Source organism: Chromohalobacter sp. 296-RDG (assembly GCF_029889885.1).
Taxonomy (GTDB): Bacteria; Pseudomonadota; Gammaproteobacteria; order Pseudomonadales; family Halomonadaceae; genus Chromohalobacter.
Genome location: NZ_JARANY010000016.1, coordinates 47599 through 65667 on the forward strand (window position 1 = coordinate 47599; position 18069 = coordinate 65667).

The 18069-nt window shown below is 61.5% G+C and carries 16 protein-coding genes and 1 pseudogene; 9 read left to right on the top strand and 8 right to left on the bottom strand.

From position 1 onward, the window contains the following. Nucleotides 1-19 precede the first annotated feature (19 nt). From pdxA to OP495_RS08490, 3 genes are all read right to left on the bottom strand, one after another. Nucleotides 20-1045, bottom strand: coding sequence for a 4-hydroxythreonine-4-phosphate dehydrogenase PdxA (gene pdxA / locus OP495_RS08480; protein ID WP_280568540.1), 1026 nt, complete (start codon nt 1043-1045; stop codon nt 20-22). Continuing rightward, nucleotides 1045-2055, bottom strand: coding sequence for a peptidylprolyl isomerase (locus OP495_RS08485; protein ID WP_280568546.1), 1011 nt, complete (start codon nt 2053-2055; stop codon nt 1045-1047). The genes pdxA and OP495_RS08485 overlap by 1 nt, the downstream gene beginning before the upstream one ends. A 72-nt stretch (nt 2056-2127) precedes the next feature. Further along, complete coding sequence (locus OP495_RS08490; protein WP_280568548.1) at nt 2128-4593, bottom strand: LPS-assembly protein LptD; 2466 nt, start codon at nt 4591-4593, stop codon at nt 2128-2130. Between the two features lie 215 nt (nt 4594-4808). Here OP495_RS08490 and OP495_RS08495 point away from each other — a divergent pair, with 215 nt between their 5' ends. From OP495_RS08495 to speD, 4 genes are all read left to right on the top strand, one after another. Continuing rightward, the gene (locus OP495_RS08495; RefSeq protein ID WP_280563074.1) at nt 4809-5840 is read left to right on the top strand and encodes a phosphotransferase; all 1032 of its coding nucleotides are present in this window, start codon (nt 4809-4811) and stop codon (nt 5838-5840) included. Continuing rightward, on the top strand, nt 5837-6505 hold the full coding sequence (murU, locus tag OP495_RS08500; protein ID WP_280568551.1) for an N-acetylmuramate alpha-1-phosphate uridylyltransferase MurU: 669 nt from the start codon (nt 5837-5839) through the stop codon (nt 6503-6505). The genes OP495_RS08495 and murU overlap by 4 nt, the downstream gene beginning before the upstream one ends. 143 nt (nt 6506-6648) lie before the next feature. Further along, entirely contained in the window at nt 6649-7074 is a 426-nt protein-coding gene (locus OP495_RS08505) for an OsmC family protein (protein WP_280568553.1), read from the top strand. Nucleotides 7075-7258: 184 nt separating this feature from the next. Continuing rightward, nucleotides 7259-8053, top strand: a complete 795-nt coding sequence (gene speD, locus OP495_RS08510) for an adenosylmethionine decarboxylase (RefSeq protein WP_280563069.1) — start codon at nt 7259-7261, stop codon at nt 8051-8053. Nucleotides 8054-8188: 135 nt separating this feature from the next. Here speD and coq7 read toward each other — a convergent pair whose 3' ends face one another. The 4 genes from coq7 to purD form a co-directional block, all read right to left on the bottom strand. After that, nucleotides 8189-8830, bottom strand: coding sequence for a 2-polyprenyl-3-methyl-6-methoxy-1,4-benzoquinone monooxygenase (gene coq7, locus OP495_RS08515; RefSeq protein ID WP_280568555.1), 642 nt, complete (start codon nt 8828-8830; stop codon nt 8189-8191). A gap of 137 nt (nt 8831-8967) precedes the next feature. Next, nucleotides 8968-9309 carry a histidine triad nucleotide-binding protein gene (locus tag OP495_RS08520; RefSeq protein WP_280563066.1) on the bottom strand — a complete coding sequence of 114 codons (342 nt, stop codon included), beginning with the start codon at nt 9307-9309 and terminating at the stop codon, nt 8968-8970. Nucleotides 9310-9367: 58 nt separating this feature from the next. Next, on the bottom strand, nt 9368-10240 hold the full coding sequence (locus OP495_RS08525) for a phosphoribulokinase (RefSeq protein ID WP_280563064.1): 873 nt from the start codon (nt 10238-10240) through the stop codon (nt 9368-9370). Nucleotides 10241-10378: 138 nt separating this feature from the next. Further along, nucleotides 10379-11677 (bottom strand): phosphoribosylamine--glycine ligase, encoded by a 1299-nt coding sequence (gene purD, locus OP495_RS08530; protein WP_280563063.1) that lies wholly within the window; start codon nt 11675-11677, stop codon nt 10379-10381. Between the two features lie 242 nt (nt 11678-11919). Between purD and OP495_RS08535 the strand changes: the two genes are divergently transcribed. Further along, entirely contained in the window at nt 11920-12630 is a 711-nt protein-coding gene (locus OP495_RS08535) for a 16S rRNA (uracil(1498)-N(3))-methyltransferase (protein WP_280563062.1), read from the top strand. 78 nt (nt 12631-12708) lie between these two features. On the opposite strand, the gene OP495_RS08540 is transcribed toward OP495_RS08535, so the two are convergent. Then, nucleotides 12709-14001 (bottom strand): lytic murein transglycosylase, encoded by a 1293-nt coding sequence (locus OP495_RS08540; RefSeq protein ID WP_280568557.1) that lies wholly within the window; start codon nt 13999-14001, stop codon nt 12709-12711. 298 nt (nt 14002-14299) lie between these two features. Between OP495_RS08540 and OP495_RS08545 the strand changes: the two genes are divergently transcribed. The 4 genes and pseudogenes from OP495_RS08545 to OP495_RS08560 form a co-directional block, all read left to right on the top strand. Next, nucleotides 14300-14476 (top strand): hypothetical protein, encoded by a 177-nt coding sequence (locus OP495_RS08545; protein WP_280563059.1) that lies wholly within the window; start codon nt 14300-14302, stop codon nt 14474-14476. Between the two features lie 91 nt (nt 14477-14567). Beyond that, a complete protein-coding gene (locus OP495_RS08550; protein WP_280568560.1) occupies nt 14568-17369 on the top strand; it encodes a monovalent cation/H+ antiporter subunit A in 2802 nt (933 codons plus the stop codon). Continuing rightward, nucleotides 17369-17719 carry a Na+/H+ antiporter subunit C gene (locus OP495_RS08555; protein ID WP_280568563.1) on the top strand — a complete coding sequence of 117 codons (351 nt, stop codon included), beginning with the start codon at nt 17369-17371 and terminating at the stop codon, nt 17717-17719. The genes OP495_RS08550 and OP495_RS08555 overlap by 1 nt, the downstream gene beginning before the upstream one ends. Beyond that, a pseudogene (locus OP495_RS08560) lies at nt 17719-18069 on the top strand (monovalent cation/H+ antiporter subunit D); the annotation flags it as partial. The gene OP495_RS08555 and the pseudogene OP495_RS08560, both read left to right, overlap by 1 nt.

Genomic DNA, 18069 nt, shown 5'->3' on the forward strand with positions numbered 1-18069 from the left:
CCTTGGGGCAATCGGGCATTCATTCAGAGCGACATGGCCGGCCGCTACGGGCCATCCTGGCGGCAACGTCGAGCGCCACCCGCAAGCTACCGGCGTCGGCCTGGCCACTCGCGGCCAAGTCGAGCGCCGTACCATGATCGACTGAGGTGCGAATCAGCGGCAGCCCCAGCGTCACGTTGGCGGCTTCGCCGAAACCGGCGTATTTCAGTACCGGCAAGCCTTGGTCGTGATACATGGCAAGCACGGCATCGGCATGCTTCAAATGATGCGGCGTAAACAACGTATCGGCGGGCAAGGGACCGGTGAGATCCAGCCCCTCGCGGCGTAGCTCGGCCAGCGCCGGCGCGATGATATCACGCTCTTCGACACCCAAGTGGCCGTCCTCGCCGGCATGCGGATTGAGACCGCAAACCAGAATACGCGGCCGCGCAATGCCGAAGTGGCGGCGTAGATCCGCATCCAGAATCGTTGTCACGCGACGTAAACTCTCGGCATCGATGGCATCGGCCACCGCGCGCAGAGGGAGATGCGTCGTCGCCAGCGCCACGCGCAAGGGCGGCTCGGTGCGTTCGGTGGCCAGCAGCATCACCACCTCCTCGACACCACAGCCATCGCGAAGATATTCGGTGTGACCGGTAAAGCCGGGATAGCCGCCCTCGATGATCGCGCCCTTGTGCAAGGGGGCGGTGACCATGGCATCGGCATGGCCATCACGACAAGCCGCGATAGCGACATCCAGCGTTTCAAGCACATAGACGGCGTTGGCGGGGTCGAGCCGACCGGCCTCGGTGGGAGCTCGTAGTCGCACCGGCCATACCGGCAAGACACCGTCACGCGGCGCAGGTACCGGCATACCATCAGCCAACGGGACGATACGCACCGCCAGCGCCAGCCGCGCGGCGCGCTCGGCCAGCAATTCGGGATCGCCGATGGCGACGAGGCGCGTCTCGTGATCCTGCCAGGCCGCCGCCAGCGTCAGCGTCAAGTCCGGGCCGATCCCCGCCGGCTCGCCGGTGGTCAATGCCAGCACCGGAGAAGACGTCATCACTGCTGACCGTCTTCCAGGCGGTTATCGATATACGCGCCGGAGCGGATTTCTTGCGTCCAGGCCTCGAGTTCGTCGTTAACCTTGCGCTGGAACAGGGTCTGACGGACCTGTTCGCGCTGAGCATCACGGGTCACGTCCTTCTGACGACGATCTTCGAGCTCGATCACATGGTAACCGAAGCGCGAACGCACCGGCTGAGACAACTCGCCGACATCCATGCCGTTCACGGCATCCTCGAACGCCGGCACCATCTGGCCGGGACGCACCCAGCCCAATTCGCCGCCATCGAGGGCGCTGCCGTCATCATCGCTATACTGCTGCGCCAGCTCGGCAAAGCTCTCGCCCCCCGCGATCCGTTGACGAATGTCCTTGGCCAATGCCTCGGCCTGCTCGTCGTTACGATTCGGGTTGGTACCGACCAGGATATGACGCACCTGGTTCTCGGTGACCACCATCTGTTGTTCGCCCTGGCTGCCCTGGCTGCCCTGGCTGCCCTGGCCAGCCTGCTGTTCGAGCTGGCGATCCACTTCGCGATCGGTAATGTTGACGCGACTGGCCACCTGGCTCTGTTGTACTTGGCGCAGCAGCATTTCGCGGCGTACTTGTTCGCGTACCGCCGCCAACGACATGCCGTCTTGCTCGAGCGATTTGGCGAACTCCTCCAGCGTCATGTCATTTTTCTTGGCGATATCGCGCACGGCAGCATTGAGCTGCGTATCGTCGATGCTCACATTGGCGCGGTCGGCCATCTGCAGCTGGATCTGCTCGACGATCATGCGGTCGAGCACCTGGCGACGCAGGTCTTCCTTGTCCGGTACGGGCACATTGCGACTGGCCATCTGCTTGCTCACCTGGGTGACACGATCCTCGAGCTGGCTCTGCATGATCGCATCCTTGTTGACGACCGCCACGATGCGGTCCAGCGGCTGGGGCTGTGCCAGCGCCACCAGTGGCGTCAACGCCATCAGCAGCATGAAGCCCAGGGAGGCGAACGATCTCAAGCGCATGGAGTCCTCTCTACGTTACTGTCTTGTCGCCGGCGCGTGCCTCAACCGGCGGTGAATAGATGCCAATGTGGTTTAGAAGCTCGTCGCCCGATAACCGGGGATGGCTTCTTCGAAGTAACTATCGGCTTCTTGGCCAACGCCACCCAAGCCCTTGAACACGAAGCGCAGGAACAGTCCGCGATCCGTGTAGTCGTCCTCGATGGTATTGGCAGTGTCATTGTCTTCGACCCACTCGCGCCAGACGAGTTGTACGGCGGAGCAACAATCGTTGAACTGGACGCCCGCCAATTGCTCCAGGGCGCGATCGTTGGTGTTGTCATACAAGAAACGACCGATCAGATCCAGACTCGAGGTCGCCTTGTAAGCGAACGAGACATCGTAATCCTCGCGATTGTAGCCCAGACGATCTTCTTCATCGTCCTGCGGCTGGAACCCTTCGAGTTGCCAGTTGTAGCCAAGATTCAATACGTGGCCGGCAGGATCCTGATACTGCAGATACGCCGAGGCCTTCTCGGTCATGCTGCGATCGGGGTCATAGAACCAGGAATAGCGGCTACGCCAGCGCTCGGTCATCTGCCACTCCAACTCAGTGATCACCGGCGAGCGATCCCGCGTGGCGTTGTACCAGTCCTGATAATTGCGCTCACGATCCGGCAAGGTATCGGGGTCGCCGTTCATGTCGATGTTGCGATTGGAGAAATAGCTGCTCTGCCCCACCGACAGCGACAAACGCTCGCGCCCAGTCGCGTCTTCCAAAAAGCGAGTAGAGAAACCGTAGGACAATTTGTTGACGTCGCCCAGGCGGTCAGCGCCGGAAAAACGGTAAGGCGACCACAGTTGTCCCCAGGAAACAGCTCGCTCGCTGGTGTCGAAGTCAGGGAAGTCGCTCTGATCACGCTCCGGCACATAGGCGTAGTAGAGCCGGGGCTCCAAAGTCTGGCGCCAATCGGTGCCGAACAACGTGGTGTCGCGCTCGAAGATCAGCCCTGAATCCATCGACAGCACCGGCGCCACCAGGGAAGGATCTTCGTCACGGTCGGTCTGCCGGTTGCCGTAATCGAGTTGGTAGCTCGACTGCCAGAGCTGCGCACGCGGCTCGAGAAAGCCCCAACTGGGTTCGGCACGCCATCCCAGCGCCGGCGTCAGGTGCACGCGCGAGCCATTGGCGGCTTCGCGCTCTTTAATTTTGTGCCGATTGCCGGTTTCCTCATCCGTCCAGCGCCCTTGACTATCGACACCGTGGAGGTTGCGCCAGAAGTAGGTCGCGTTGGAATTCCACTCCTGATAGAAGCCGTTGTCCTGGCTCCAGCGGGCATCGGCGCTCAGGCTGGGCAGCCGATAGAACGGCTTGTCGTCCTCATCGAGCGGGTAGTCGAGCTTTTGATACCCTTGAGCACGCGCATCGAGGTGCCAGGTATCGCCGCGATAGGTCATGCGCGCCAAACGATCCAAGTGATCGGTGTCCTGCTCGGCGAAATTACGCCCGAAATCATCGAAGTAACGCCCGTCGCTTGCCGCACCATACGCCAGTTGATAGTCCAGCTGCGACGAGAAGCGTCCCGCATGCTGATAATCGATGTACCAACGCGCTTCGTCTTCGAAGGCGTCATCGGGATCGTTAGGGTTGTCGCTTGCGCCACCCCGATCGCTGGCCAGGTAGGCGCCTTCGACCGTTCCCTGATCGCTACCGAACAAGTAACGGAACTCACCGCCCAGCATGGCGCCATGCTCGCTCATCCAGCGCGGTGACAAGGTGGCATCGTAATTGGGCGCCAAGTTGAGGTAGTAGGGCTGGGTATAGTCGAGCCCATCGCTCGAAAAACCGAGCGTCGGCCATAGAAAGCCGCTCTGCCGACGGTCATCGATGGGAAAGCGCACCCATGGCCAGTAGAATACCGGCACGTTGCCCATCTCCAGGCGTGCATTGGTCGCGGTACCGAAGCCCTCTTCACGATCCAGAGTCACGTCGCTACCCACCATGCGCCACAGGCGGCTGCCTGGCTCACAGGTGGTGAAGCTGGCATCGTCGAGACGATAACGACCATCGGCCAGGCGTTGCAGCTCGACGGCGTCGCCACGCAAGCGCTGATCGTGGACGACATAGTGCGCATCGTCGATTTGTGCGGCGTCACTATCCAGCGCCATGCTGGCATCGCCGCCGCGCACCAGCAGTCCTGGATTGCGAACTGCCGTCGGCCCCTCGGCGAAGGCACGATCGCGCTCGGCGTTGACACGCACGCGCGGCGCTTCGAGCTGAGTATCGCCACGCCGCAGCGCCACCTCGCCGGACAGCATGGTGCCGCCATCGTCGCCATAGGCCGCGTCAGCGGAATCGGTACGGATCTGCCGCGGTGTCTCGCCGGCAGGCAGCTGATAGCCCGGCTCGACGTAACGTCCGCTACACAACGCGCCTTGCGGCGCGCTATCGCCCCAAGGCTGCCAGTCCAGCTGCTGCGCAGGCAGGGGAGCAGGAGGCGCTGCGTGGGCAGCAGCGGTCATCAAGCCTGAGAGGGCAGTCCAGAAGAATCGCTTGCCCATGGTCCTCTGTGTCCTTGCCGAGTGGAATCGGTATTATACAGCCCCTGTCGCGTGCGTCTGCCTCGCGAAGACACACCAAGCGCAGCCACGCAGACATATCACGCGGCGCCATGAGCGTCGGCGATGCGCGACGAATGAAGGACGCGCCAGGGAATCGACGCCCAGCATGCGGCGGCGAACCAGGCCCGTCAACACGCAACCCACGAGGAGCCCGCATGAACGAGCGCGCGGAGACCCTTCAACGCTGGATCGCCCGGCAACACGATCTGCCCTTCGACGCCTGCCCGCTGGAGGACGTCGCCGGTGATGCCAGCTTCCGCCATTATTACCGTTTCCGCCTGCCCGATGGGACCCAGCGCGTAATGATGGATGCCCCGCCCGAGCACGAGAACAGCCAAACGTTCGTGGATATCGCCCGTGCCTGGCGCGCGGCCCGGCTACCGGTGCCTGCCCTGTATGGCGTCGACCTCGAGGCCGGCTTCGTCGAGCTCGAGGATCTGGGCGACGACGTCATGCATCACCACTTGGGAAACGATGCCGATGCCCATGCTTGGTTCGAACGTGCCCTGCATCTGCTGGAATGCCTGCAGCGCCAGGCGCCCTGCGACGACCTGCCCGAGTACGACCGCACCCTGCTGGCGCGTGAACTGAACCTGTTCCCCGACTGGTGTCTCACGGAGCTGCTCGATCTTCCCGTACCGCCCAGTTGGCCCGCCCTGCACGAGTCACTCATCGACAACGCCCTCGCTCAGCCCCGGGTCGCCGTCCACCGCGACTTCGATGCCATGAACCTGATGTTTCACGAAGACGCACTGTGGCTCATCGACTTCCAGGACGCCGTCAAGGGACCGATCAGCTACGACCTGGTATCGCTACTACGCGGGCGCTATCGCCTATGGCCACAGGCGCGCATGGCCGACTTCATCGAGAGCTTCCACCAACGGGCGCTGGAGGATGGACGCCTGCCGCCCATCGACGCCGACATCTTTCATCGCCAGGTCGAGGCCATGGGCGTGCAGCGTTCACTCAAGGTGCTGGGGATTTTCTGTCGCCTGACGCTTCGTGATGCCAAACCGCACTATCTGGAACGCCTGCCGCACTTCCTGGCGCATTTGCGACAAGGGCTTAAGGCGCTCCCCGCGCACGCTGAATTCCTCAGCTGGGTGGATACCACCTTCACCCCTGCGCTGTGCCGCGAACTCGACCGCCGGGGCATCGCTCATTCCCTGGAGGAGTGCATTTCATGAAGGCCATGATCCTCGCTGCCGGCCTGGGGACACGGATGCGTCCCCTCACCGATCGTTGCCCCAAGCCACTGCTGCCAGTCGCCGGAAAACCGTTGATCGTGCACCACCTGGAGCGTCTAGCGGCGACGGGCATCACCGATATCGTGATCAATGTCAGCTACCGCGCCGAGCAGATCGTCGAGGCACTCGGCGACGGCCGACGCTTCGGCGTATCGCTCACCTTCAGTCACGAGACGACGCCCCTCGAGACGGCAGGCGGCATTCGCCACGCACTGCCCTTGCTGGAAGACGCGCCCTTTCTACTCATCAACGGCGACGTCTGGAGCGATGTCGCGCTGGAGGCGTTGCCCGAACTGAGGGACGACCTTGCCCATCTAGTGCTGGTCGATAACCCCGACCACCACACCCAAGGTGACTTCGCCCTCGACGACACGGGACGCGTACGGCTCGAAGGCACGCCCCGACTGACCTACGCGGGACTGGCGATACTCGCCCCCTCGCTCGTCGCCTCACTGCCTGACGATGCCCCCGCCAAGCTGGCGCCCCTGCTCCGTGAGGCGATCACAACGGGACGTGTCGGCGGCACTCATCATCGCGGCAGCTGGGTGGATATTGGCACTCCCGAGCGCCTCGAGGCGCTGGACGCCCACCTGCGCGACATTTGAGATCGGCCACGGACATCCCCATATTGAAAGAACGCCCTGTACGGCGACAGGCGACACGGATACGCCTCTCCCGTTACCATGCAACATTTCCAAGCCACGCCCCAGGCGCGCGGCACACGCAGACAGATAAGGAACCCCAGCCCATGAAAGCCAGCATCAAGTGGACCGACGGTCGCCAGTTCATCGCCGAGGCCGGCAGCGGCCATAGCGTGGTGCTCGATGGCAATCCCGAGCACGGCGGCCGCAACACCGGTGCACGCCCCATGGAAATGATGCTCATGGGCCTGGGCGGCTGCACCTCATTCGATGTCATGCAGATTCTCGACAAGTCCCGCGCGCCGGTGACCGACTGCGTGGCAAGCGTCGAGGCCGAACGTGCCGAGGGCACCCCAGCAGTATTCACCAAGATTCACGTGCATTTCACGGTGACCGGCCACGGCCTCAAGGAGGCCCAGGTCAAGCGCGCGGTGGAGCTCTCCGCCGACAAGTACTGCAGCGCGTCCATCATGCTCGCGCGCGGCGGCGTCGAGATGACGCACTCCTACGAGATCGCCGACGTTGAGGCATGAAGCGCCCTGTGCAGCTCGTGCATGGCGAAGTGGTGAGCATGGCGGCGTGGAAGATTTTGCAATCGACAGATGCGCCGGTCACGGTGGATGTGCATAATACGCGCCTTCCTGTATACGCATCTGCTCGGGTTCCGGCGCCTGTTCGTCGGGTTCAGTACCAACCTGCCAATTGGGAGGCTCGGACGTGACCGATAATCTCCGACTCCACGGGTTCAACAACCTGACCAGCTCGCTGAGTTTCAATATCTATGACATCTGCTATGCCAAGACGGAAGACCAGCGCAAGGCTTACATCGATTACATCGACGAGCTTTACAACGCCGAACGCCTGACGCAGATCCTCAAGGATGTCACCAATATCATCGGTGCTAGCGTGCTCAATATCTCGCGCCAGGATTACGAGCCGCACGGTGCCAGCGTGACCATTCTCATCGCCGAACATGAACTCGATGAGCACGATCCCGAGCATATCGAGCCGGGCCCGGGGCCGTTGCCCGAAACTGTACTCGGGCACCTCGACAAGAGCCATGTCACGGTGCATACCTATCCGGAATCGCATCCAGACAACGGCATCAGCACCTTTCGCCTGGACATCGACGTCTCCACCTGCGGCATGATCAGTCCCCTCAAGGCGCTGAACTACCTCATCCACAGTTTCGATTCAGACATCGTGACCACGGATTATCGAGTGCGCGGTTTCACGCGCGACGTCGACGGCCGCAAGTTGTTCATCGACCACGACATCACCTCCATTCAGGACTACCTGGCGGAAGACACCAAGCGCGCTTATCAGATGGTCGACGTCAACGTCTATCAGGAAAACATGTTCCACACCAAGATGTTGCTGAAGGACTTCGAGCTCGACAATTATCTGTTCGGCAGCACGCGTCGCGACCTGACCTTCGAGGAAGCCCGCGATATCGAGGACCGGCTACGCAAGGAGATGCTGGAAATCTTCTACTCCCGCAACCTCGACTGATCCGCTGCGGGACGGTGGAGCCGTAAGCTCGAAGCTTGAAGAAAAAGCGACCCCCACTTCGGCTAGATCGAGGTGGGGGTTCTGCTTTTGGAGTTACTTTCAGTTTCCGGCTTCCAGCTCGTCTCGCAGGGGCGCTTACAGCGTATAGACGGACTTGGTCATCACCTGCGACATCACCCTCATGCCCAGCTTGAAAGGGGCCGGGAAACGTGAGCCGCCCGCCTCCAGCGCCCAACGTTCGTGATGCGCTTCGTCGGTGCGCATCTGCTCGAGCACTGCCCGCGAGCGCCTGTCGCCATACGGCAGCTTGTGCATATGATCGTCGAGGTGCCGGCCGACCTGTTCTTCGGTGGCGGCGACGAAGCCCAAGCTAATGTTATCGCCCAGCTTGCCGGCCAACGCGCCCATACCGAAAGACGCCGCATAGAACGCCGGATTGAGATAGCTTGTCCGGCCATCGAGCTCGCACAAGCGTTCATCACACCAGGCAAGGTGATCGATTTCCTCGGCCGCCGCCTGCTCCATTTGATCACGTGTCTCGTGCAGCTTGGCGGTTGCCCCCTGCCCCTGATAGAGCGCCTGGGCGCACACCTCGCCGGTATGATTGATACGCATCAGCCCCGCAGCATGGCGACGCTCGGCGTCGGTCATTTCGGCGTCCTGCGTGCCCACGGCGGGGTTGGCGCGTGAGGCACCGGCGGCGTGCGGCACTAGCGTGCGCAGGATGGTATCGAACTGCTGGATCAAGTTATCGGTGCGGGAAAGCTGGCGGGACATGTAGGAGTCTCCATGCAACGAAGCGGAGTATAAAAAGCGCGACCATCGTGAAACCGGGCCACTCGAGGAGCGAGTGGCCCGGCAGCATCAATGCGTCCATCGCTGGGAGAAACGCGCAATATGCTGGCGCGTTACGGTCAGCCCGCTGGCCAAGTGAAGCGACGACCGCCCATCAAATGCATATGCACATGATAGACCGACTGGCCGCCATGGTCATTGCAATTCATCACTACGCGATAACCGTCCTCGGCAAAACCGAGATCCTGCGCCAGACGTGCGGCGGTATGCTGTAGCCGCCCGATCAACGCCAGATCGCTCTCTTCGATGTCGTTGAGCGTAGCGATGTGCTTCTTGGGGATGATCAACACATGCGTGGGCGCCTGGGGATTGATGTCGTTGAACGCCACCACATGATCGTCCTCGTAGACGATATCGGGCTCGATATCGCGATTCACCATCTTGCAGAACAGACAATCCATGACCCTTCCTCTTCGCGTCGATGTAAAAATAGCCGTCCGGGCCTCGCTTGCAAAATACTCAACGAAAGCGGCGCTGATCCAATAACTGCGTCACCAACGGCGCCAGGATCAAATCCATGGCTAGCGACATGCGCGCGCCCGGCACGACCAGAGTATGCGGACGTGTCATGAAAGAGTCGCGAATCATGGTCAGTAGATACGGAAAATCCACCGAATGCGGGTCGCGAAAGCGAATCACCACCATGGACTCGGCATCGGTGGGAATATCCTGCACCTCGAAGGGGTTGGACGTATCCACCGTCGGCACACGCTGAAAGTTGATGTGACTACGCGAGAACTGCGGCTGAATATAACGCACATAATCGTGCATGCGTCCCAGAATGGTATCGATCACCGACTCTTGGGAATGGCCACGCAGATTGGTGTCGCGATGAATCTTCTGGATCCACTCGAGATTCATCGTCGGCGCGACCCCGACCAGCAGATCGACATGCTTGGCGATATCGTATTCATGCGTCACCAGCCCACCATGCAGGCCTTCGTAGAATAAGAGGTCAGTGCCACCAGGCACTGGCTCCCACTCGGTGAACGTGCCCACCTGATACCCAGCCTCGATATACTGCTTGTCTTCGGCATGGATGTAATGACGATGCATGCCCATGCCCAGATCGCCGTATTCCTGAAACAGGCCCTCGAGGCGATCGAGCAGATTGGCATCCACCGCAAAATGCGAAAGTTCGGATTTGCGGCTGGGCTCCTCCTCGAAGATGCGCGCCAGCTCATCGCGCGTGTAGCGATGAAAGGCATCACCGTCGACAAACGCCGCGTGAATGTCCTCACGCGCGAACATGCGCTCGAACGTCCGCTTGACGGTCGTGGTGCCGGCCCCTGAGGAACCGGTCACCGCAATGATCGGATATTCACGCGACATGACGCATCTCTCTGGCTCGCGTAATTCTCGACACACGGCACATACTCACCGCGCGCTCGACACTGCTCGATCGTACAGCTTCCATGTCGCGTTACCCTGCTCGTCGCTTATCGTTGGTAGAGCGGCATGCCGAACGTCTCATGCGCCGGCGTCGCGCTCCCGGGCCACCGCACGATGGGCGATGTCACGGCGGTACAACGCCTCTTGCCAGTCGATCGACGCCACGCCTTCGTAGGCATGCTCGCGCGCCACCGTGACGCGTGCCCCCAGGGCCGTCACACATAGCACGCGGCCACCGCTGGTCACGACCCGACCATCGTCGCGCAAGGCGGTGCCGGCGTGAAACACCTTGCAGCCCACGGCCTCGGCGCCGTCCAGCCCTTCAATGACATCGCCCTTGCGGTAGGCGTCGGGATAACCGCCGGCCGCCATGACCACACCCACCGCCGCGCGCGTGTCCCAATCGCATTGCTGAGCCACGAGCTGCCCTTGTGTCGCCGCCAGGCACAGCGCCACTAGATCCGACTTCAAGCGCAGCAGAATGGGTTGGGTTTCCGGGTCGCCGAAGCGGCAGTTGTATTCGATCACCTTGGGCGCACCTTGCGGCGAGATCATCAACCCAGCGTACAGGAAGCCGGTATAGGGGCGCCCTTCGGCTGCCATGCCGCGCACGGTGGGTAGAACGATCTCATCCATGATGCGCTGCTCGACCGCCGGAGTCACCACAGGCGCCGGCGAATAGGCGCCCATGCCTCCCGTGTTGGGGCCAGTATCGCCATCGCCGGCACGCTTATGGTCCTGGCTGGTGGCCATGGGCAACACGTGCTCACCATCCACCATGACGATGAAGCTGGCTTCCTCGCCTTGTAGAAACTCTTCGACCACCACCCGAGCACCGGCATCGCCGAAGGCATTGCCAGCGAGAATGTCGCGCACCGCCGTGTCCGCCTCCTCCAGCGTCATGGCTACGATCACCCCTTTGCCGGCGGCGAGACCATCGGCTTTGATGACGATCGGCGCCCCCTGTTCGCGGACGTAGGACAGTGCCGGTTCGATATCGGTGAAGGTGGCATAGGCGGCAGTGGGAATCGCATGTCGGGCCAGAAAGTCCTTGGCGAACGCCTTGGAGCCCTCCAACTGAGCAGCAGCCTGAGTGGGGCCGAAGACAGCCAACCCCGCCGCTTGAAAACGGTCAACGACACCTTCGACCAGCGGCGCTTCTGGACCAACGATGGTCAGCTCCACGCCATTGTCGCGGGCGAAATTCTCCAGCCCCGGCAGGTCGGTGGCGGCGATATCCACGTTGGTGAGTTTCGACTCGCGCGCCGTGCCGGCGTTACCCGGCGCCACGAAGACGGCATCGACCCGTGGGGATTGAGCCGCCTTCCAGGCGAGTGCGTGCTCGCGGCCACCGCCGCCGATGATCAAAACCTTCATCTGGATAAGACCTTATGGAGCTATGACGAAAAAGATCGAACTATTATGGCAGAAAGCGTGCGCCACGACAGAGCAAGGTGTCAGCGTTCCGGCATATCGCCGTTCCGCATCTGAATTTCGCGTATCACACCGTCTTCAATGAGACTTTCAAGTCATTGTGCACCGACATTGAAGCAGCGCAAGCCACCCACGACAGCAAGCGGGCATGGTAGTAGACTAAGCGCGCCATTCGCGGAGCTTCCATGAACCTCATCCTCTTCGACGACAACGACCGCCTCGATGCCCAACGCATGCACCTGAGCGATCCCGTACGCCTACGCCACCTGCGCGACATACATCGCGCCGTGCCCGGCGACGAGCTGAGTGTGGGTCTGGTGGGCGGCGCGCTGGGGCATGGGCGGCTACAATCGCTGGATGACACGGGCGCCACCTTCACGGTGACCCTGGATCGCGAGCCCCCTGCGCCGCTGCCGGTTCACCTGCTGCTGGCGCTGCCGCGTCCACGCATGCTGGCCCGCACGCTCGAGCATGTCACCACGCTCGGGGTGAAACAGCTTACCCTGCTGCATACTCGACGCGTCGAAAAAAGCTACTGGCAGTCGCCGGAACTGACCCCCGAGAAGATCCGCCATCATCTCATCCTCGGACTCGAGCAAGCACGCGACACGCATCTGCCATGTGTGACATTCGAGCCACGTTTCAAACCCTTCGTCGAGGATCGACTGCCCACGCAGTTGAGTGGGCATCGCGCGTTGATCGCGCATCCCGGTATGACCACTATCTGCCCGCGCAGCCTCGATGAACCCGTCACGTTGGCCATCGGCCCCGAAGGCGGCTTCGTGCCTTACGAAGTCGAGCGGTTCGAGGCCCTCGGCTTCGAAGGCGTGCATCTAGGGGAGCGCATCCTGCGCGTCGAAACCGCCGTGACCGCACTGCTTGCGCGGCTTTTCTAACGCCGCTCTGCCCAACACGCCAGTACGACACCCTCGCACCACTCTTCCTAGTGGCCAACGCGACAAGCCACGGCGCGTTCACCGCTTTTCGGTGTCGCGCAGCCTGTCGAGCAAGGCATGCGTAGGGAAGCCATCCGGCGTCATGCCGTGGCTACGCTGGAATTCGCGTAAACCGCCCCGCGTATTGGGGCCCACAATGCCATCAGGCGCTCCGCCGGTGGAAAAGCCCAGCGCGTTGAGTCGACGCTGCATTTCCTTGATCTGAGTGCGCGACAGCGGTTCGAGATCGCGCGGCCAGTCGCCCTGAATACCGTCACCACCTGCAATACGTTCTGCCAGCATCGCGACAGCCAAGGCGTAACTGGTAGAGGCGTTATAGCGCATGATGACTCGAAAGTTGAAGCCCACCATAAACGCTGGGCCGCGTGCGCCCGCCGGGGCAATCACCGAGGCTTCGTCGAACGACGGCCACGCATCACCGCGTGCACGCACGCCTTGCGAGCGCCATTCATCGCTGGAGTGACGCACCGAGAGCTCGCTCTGAGCGTAATCGAAGTCATCGGGCAGCGTGACTTCCACCCCCCAAGGTTGCCCGGCTCGCCAACCGGCTTGCTCGAGGTAATAGGCGGTCGAGGCCATAACGTCGTCCACGCTACCCCAAATATCACGCCGGTCATCCCCATCGGCGTCAACGGCATAAGAGAGGAAACTCGACGGCAAGAATTGCGTGTGCCCCATGGCACCCGCCCACGAGCCACGCATGTGCTCGCGGTCGATATCGCCGTTTTGCAGAATCTTCAAGGCCGCAAGCAATTCGCGACGGGCGAAGTCCTGGCGCCGTCCTTCGAACCCCAGCGTGGCCAGCGCATCGATGGTCGAAAAGTGGCCAAAGTAGCTGCCATAGTTGCTTTCCACGCCCCAAATCGCCGTCAATATCTCGGCCGGCACCGCGTAGCGATTCTCCGCATGCATCGCGGCATCGCGGTGGTTGTCGAGTTTCGCACGCCCCTGGCGGACGCGCTGATCGGAGACCGCCGTGTCCAGATACGCCCATACAGGCCGGGAGAACTCCGGTTGCGAACGGTCGAGCTCAACGATGCGCGGCTGAAAGCGGACATCGTCGAAGGCCGCCGCCAGCGTCACGGCGTCAATCCCCTGCTTCGCCGCATACGCTCGATAGTCCTCCACCCAGGCAGTGAAATCCCGGGGCGACGCTTTTTCGTCGCCCGAGGCCTTAGCTACGCCGGCACTGGGAACCTTCTTCGGCGCGCTATCGACCCGGGCCGAAGAGGCCGTCGTATCGCTGGTCGCCGTACCTTGGCATCCCGCCAGGAAAAGCCCCAATACGAGACTGCAAATGGGTCGTTTCATATATCGATCCTTGTCAATGACGACGCTGAGGCCAAACGCGGGCCGAACCCGGCCGACAGGCACGGCTGTCGGAGACGATCATGCTACCTAGGCGACGCCGCCGCCACCAGAGTCCCTATGCTCTGAAAAACATGCACCGCTGCATCTTTCGCCGTCCAGGCTATGGCGAGGCCAGGAAGGGACATGGTACATTCGATCAACCATCCCGTTTTGGCGCCCGACGCAGCAAATCATCAATCAATAAAAGCCGCTGTCCACACAGCTTCGCGCCGAAGCGTTCCGAAGGAGGAGAGACACCATGACAGGACACTCCCTGCCCGGCTGCCTGCCGCTGCGCATGCCCTGCCATTACGGTGCCCATCGTCTGTCACTCATGCCAACCGGCGATGCAACCGACCGCACCCCTGCCTGGATGCTGGCACCCCGAGGTATTAGACGCCCTTATCTGACGGACCCTCCCGTCGTGCGCGACTGACGTTCGCGCTGCCGCCGTCTATACGCGTATCCGAACCTCCGCCCGGAAGGTCGCGGGTACCCTCAAACGTTAAACGACAAGAGCAAGTTGCATGTCATTGCTACTGATCGTGCTGTTGCCGCTGCTCGGCAGTCTTCTGCCATTGCTGAGTTCGAACCAGCGACGCCATCGATGCGCCTTGTTGACCGCCGCGATGCCATTCATTGCACTGCTGGTCACATTACGCGAGACGCCCGGCGTGCTCGTCGGCGAGGTTCCACGCATGGCCTTCTCATGGGTGCCAGCCTTGGGCCTGGATCTCGCCTTCCGCCTCGATGGCCTCTCACTATTGTTCGTGCTGCTGATCCTGGGAATCGGACTGCTGATCATCCTCTATGCGCGTCACTATTTGTCCGCAGCGGACAACATGCCGCGCTTCTATGCGTATTTGATGCTCTTCATGACCTCGATGCTGGGCATCGTGATGGCCGACAACCTTATCCTGCTATGGATGTTCTGGGAGTTGACCAGTCTGTCGTCATTCTTGCTGATAGGCTTCTGGAGCCATCAGTCAGCCGCACGCAAGGGCGCTCGCATGGCGCTGGCCGTCACCGGCATGGGAGGGCTGGCACTGCTTGCTGGCTTTATTCTGATCGGCCAGATCGTCGGCAGCTTCGACATGCAGACAGTGCTCGACAGCCGCGATGTCATCCTCGCGGATCCACGTTATCTGCCAGCGCTGCTGTTGGTTCTGCTTGGCGCGTTCACCAAGTCGGCGCAGTTTCCGTTCCAGTTCTGGCTTCCCCAGGCCATGGCCGCGCCGACGCCGGTGTCGGCCTTCCTGCACTCGGCGACCATGGTCAAGGCCGGGGTATTCCTGCTGGCCCGCATGCATCCGGCGCTGGCCGGATCGCAAGAGTGGCTGTACCTGGTCAGTCTGACCGGGTTGGTGACCATGCTGTTCGGCGCCTATTTCGCGCTGATCAAGCTCGACCTCAAGACGATTCTGGCGTATTCGACGGTCAGCCATCTGGGGCTGATTACCATGCTGTTCGGCCTCAACAGCCAGATGGCAGTGGTCGCCGGCCTTTTCCATATTCTCAATCACGCGACTTTCAAAGCGGCACTGTTCATGACCGCTGGCATCGTCGACCATGAGTGCGGCACGCGGGATATTCGCAAGCTCAAGGGCTTGTGGCGCTATATGCCGATGACCACGGTGCTGGCCACCATCACCGCGGCCTCTATGGCCGGTTTTCCCTTGCTCAATGGCTTTCTCTCCAAGGAGATGATGCTTGCCGAGACGCTTGAGACGCCGCTTCTCGGCGGCCTGGCGTGGCTGATCCCCGCTTTGGCCACTATCGGGAGCATCCTGGCCGCCGCCTATTCGCTACGCTACGTGCGCAATACTTTCTTCGGCGGTAATAGGCCGCGCGAGCTGGAAAAGACGCCACACGAAGCACCGTTTCCCTTGCGCCTGCCCGTTCTGGTACTGGCGATCATGTGCATCATCATCGGGCTTTTCCCCGCCTTCACCGCCACGGGGCTATTGACGGCCGCCGCCGATGCGTCCTTGACGATACCCGCCCCCGAGCTTCACCTCAGCATCTGGCACGGTTTCAATCTGCCCTTGCTGATGAGCGCGATCGCCCTGACCGGCGGTCTCATAGTGTATGTGCTGCGCCAGCATCTGTTCACCTTCCACCGCCAATTCCCGGCGCGCGACTCGCTGGCAATCTTCGAGGGCGCCGTTCAGCGCCTGGTGGGCTTCACTCAGTGGGCCATCGATACCCTCGAAAACGGTTCGCTGCAGCGCTACATGCTGTGGGTGGTGATCAGCGCCCTGGTCGTGTCTGGCATGAGCTTGATGGGAATCGAGGCCTTGAAAGGCGAGTTGGGCGTTCAGGAGGCCGATCCCTTACTCATCGTCGGTGCCGTAATCACCTGCTTCGCCGGACTGGCGACGGCTTTCTTGCATCGCCGCCGCCTGATTTCACTGATCATGCTCTCGGTGGTCGGGTTGATGGCATCGCTGATCTTCGCGCGCTTCTCGGCCCCCGACCTGGCATTGACTCAGTTGGCGGTCGAGGTGGTTACGGTGATTCTCTTGATGCTGGCGCTATTCTTCCTGCCGCAGAAAACGCCCAAAGAGTCGAGTGCATCGCGTATCGTACGCGATGTCCTGCTGGCAGCGGGCTTCGGCGGCGTGGTAGCGAGTCTCAACTATGCCCTGCTGACACGCCCCTTGAACTCGATTTCCGACTATTTCCTCGAGCACAGCGTGTCCGGCGGCGGCGGGCATAACGTGGTCAATGTGATTCTGGTCGACTTCCGTGGGTTCGATACTCTGGGCGAAATCACAGTGCTATGCATCGCAGGGATCGGCATTTACAAGCTACTCAATCGCTTGCGCCTGTTCATGCCCTCCAGCGATAGCGAAGGACGCCCTTGGTCACCAGATCGCTATCCGATGATCCTGGCCTCGGTTTCCCAGTCGCTGCTGCCCATGGCCTTTCTGGTCTCGGTCTTCATCTTCCTGCGCGGCCACAACGCGCCGGGCGGTGGCTTCATCGCGGGGCTGGTGACGGCGGTGGCGCTGATCTTGATGTATATCGCCCATGGGGTCGAATGGGCCCAGCAACGCTTGTCGTTCCAGTATCAGCCAATCGCCGTCGCCGGTGTCGCCATCGCCGCGCTGACCGGTGTCGGCAGCTGGATCTTCGGGTATCCGTTCCTGACCTCGGCCTTCGGCCACTTCCACATCCCGCTGATCGGTGACGTGGAGCTGGCCACGGCCATGCTGTTCGATCTCGGTGTCTATCTTACCGTGGTCGGTGCCACGCTGATGATCCTTGCCAATCTGGGCAAGGTGACCACCTCGCACCGCCCCTCCAAGCAGAAGGAGAAAGCGTGATGGAAGCGCTATTCGCGACCACCACGGGGATCTTGGCCGCCAGCGGACTGTACCTGGCGCTACGCGGACGCACCTTTCCCGTGGTCGTCGGCCTGACGTTATTGTCCTATGCCGTCAACCTGTTCTTGTTCTCCACCGGAGGACTGACTACCGACGGTGCGGCCGTGATCAGCGATAGCGCCGGTCATTATGCCGATCCGCTACCGCAGGCATTGGTGCTTACCGCCATCGTCATCGGCTTCGCCATGACCGCCTTCTCGGTAATCCTCGCCATGCGCGTGCGCGGTGACGTGGGCAGCGATCACGTCAACGGCAACCGTGTCGACGAACCGCGGGAGGACAAATCCTGATGCAGCACTTGATCATTCTGCCGGTTCTGTTGCCGCTGCTCACTGGAGTGGCATTACTGATCCATCGCGGCGGCGCGCTAACCTTACGCCGCACAGCCAACGTGATCTCCACGATCGCACTGGTAGTAGTGGGGATCTTGCTGGTCATCGAAAGCACCGACGATACCATTCGCTATTACGCCCTGGGCGACTGGCAACCGCCATTCGGCATCATTCTAGTACTCGACCGTCTGTCCGCTCTGATGGTGATGCTTACGTCGCTACTGGCGCTGGGCAGCTTGCTCTATGCCTGCGCCGGTGATGACGAGCAAGGCTCGAACTTTCACGGATTGTTCCAGCTGCAACTTATG

Bases quoted from the DNA above. Each gene is read 5' to 3' on its own strand.
- OP495_RS08485 (WP_280568546.1), bottom strand. From the start codon at position 2,055: ATGCGCTTGAGATCGTTCGCCTCCCTGGGCTTCATGCTGCTGATGGCG.
- purD (WP_280563063.1), bottom strand. From the start codon at position 11,677: ATGAAGGTTTTGATCATCGGCGGCGGTGGCCGCGAGCACGCACTCGCC.
- OP495_RS08540 (WP_280568557.1), bottom strand. From the start codon at position 14,001: ATGAAACGACCCATTTGCAGTCTCGTATTGGGGCTTTTCCTGGCGGGA.
- OP495_RS08555 (WP_280568563.1), top strand. From the start codon at position 17,369: ATGGAAGCGCTATTCGCGACCACCACGGGGATCTTGGCCGCCAGCGGA.
- OP495_RS08495 (WP_280563074.1), top strand. From the start codon at position 4,809: ATGAACGAGCGCGCGGAGACCCTTCAACGCTGGATCGCCCGGCAACAC.
- OP495_RS08505 (WP_280568553.1), top strand. From the start codon at position 6,649: ATGAAAGCCAGCATCAAGTGGACCGACGGTCGCCAGTTCATCGCCGAG.
- OP495_RS08520 (WP_280563066.1), bottom strand. From the start codon at position 9,309: ATGGATTGTCTGTTCTGCAAGATGGTGAATCGCGATATCGAGCCCGAT.
- OP495_RS08490 (WP_280568548.1), bottom strand. From the start codon at position 4,593: ATGGGCAAGCGATTCTTCTGGACTGCCCTCTCAGGCTTGATGACCGCT.
- OP495_RS08535 (WP_280563062.1), top strand. From the start codon at position 11,920: ATGAACCTCATCCTCTTCGACGACAACGACCGCCTCGATGCCCAACGC.
- OP495_RS08525 (WP_280563064.1), bottom strand. From the start codon at position 10,240: ATGTCGCGTGAATATCCGATCATTGCGGTGACCGGTTCCTCAGGGGCC.
- OP495_RS08545 (WP_280563059.1), top strand. From the start codon at position 14,300: ATGACAGGACACTCCCTGCCCGGCTGCCTGCCGCTGCGCATGCCCTGC.
- pdxA (WP_280568540.1), bottom strand. From the start codon at position 1,045: ATGACGTCTTCTCCGGTGCTGGCATTGACCACCGGCGAGCCGGCGGGG.
- OP495_RS08550 (WP_280568560.1), top strand. From the start codon at position 14,568: ATGTCATTGCTACTGATCGTGCTGTTGCCGCTGCTCGGCAGTCTTCTG.
- murU (WP_280568551.1), top strand. From the start codon at position 5,837: ATGAAGGCCATGATCCTCGCTGCCGGCCTGGGGACACGGATGCGTCCC.
- coq7 (WP_280568555.1), bottom strand. From the start codon at position 8,830: ATGTCCCGCCAGCTTTCCCGCACCGATAACTTGATCCAGCAGTTCGAT.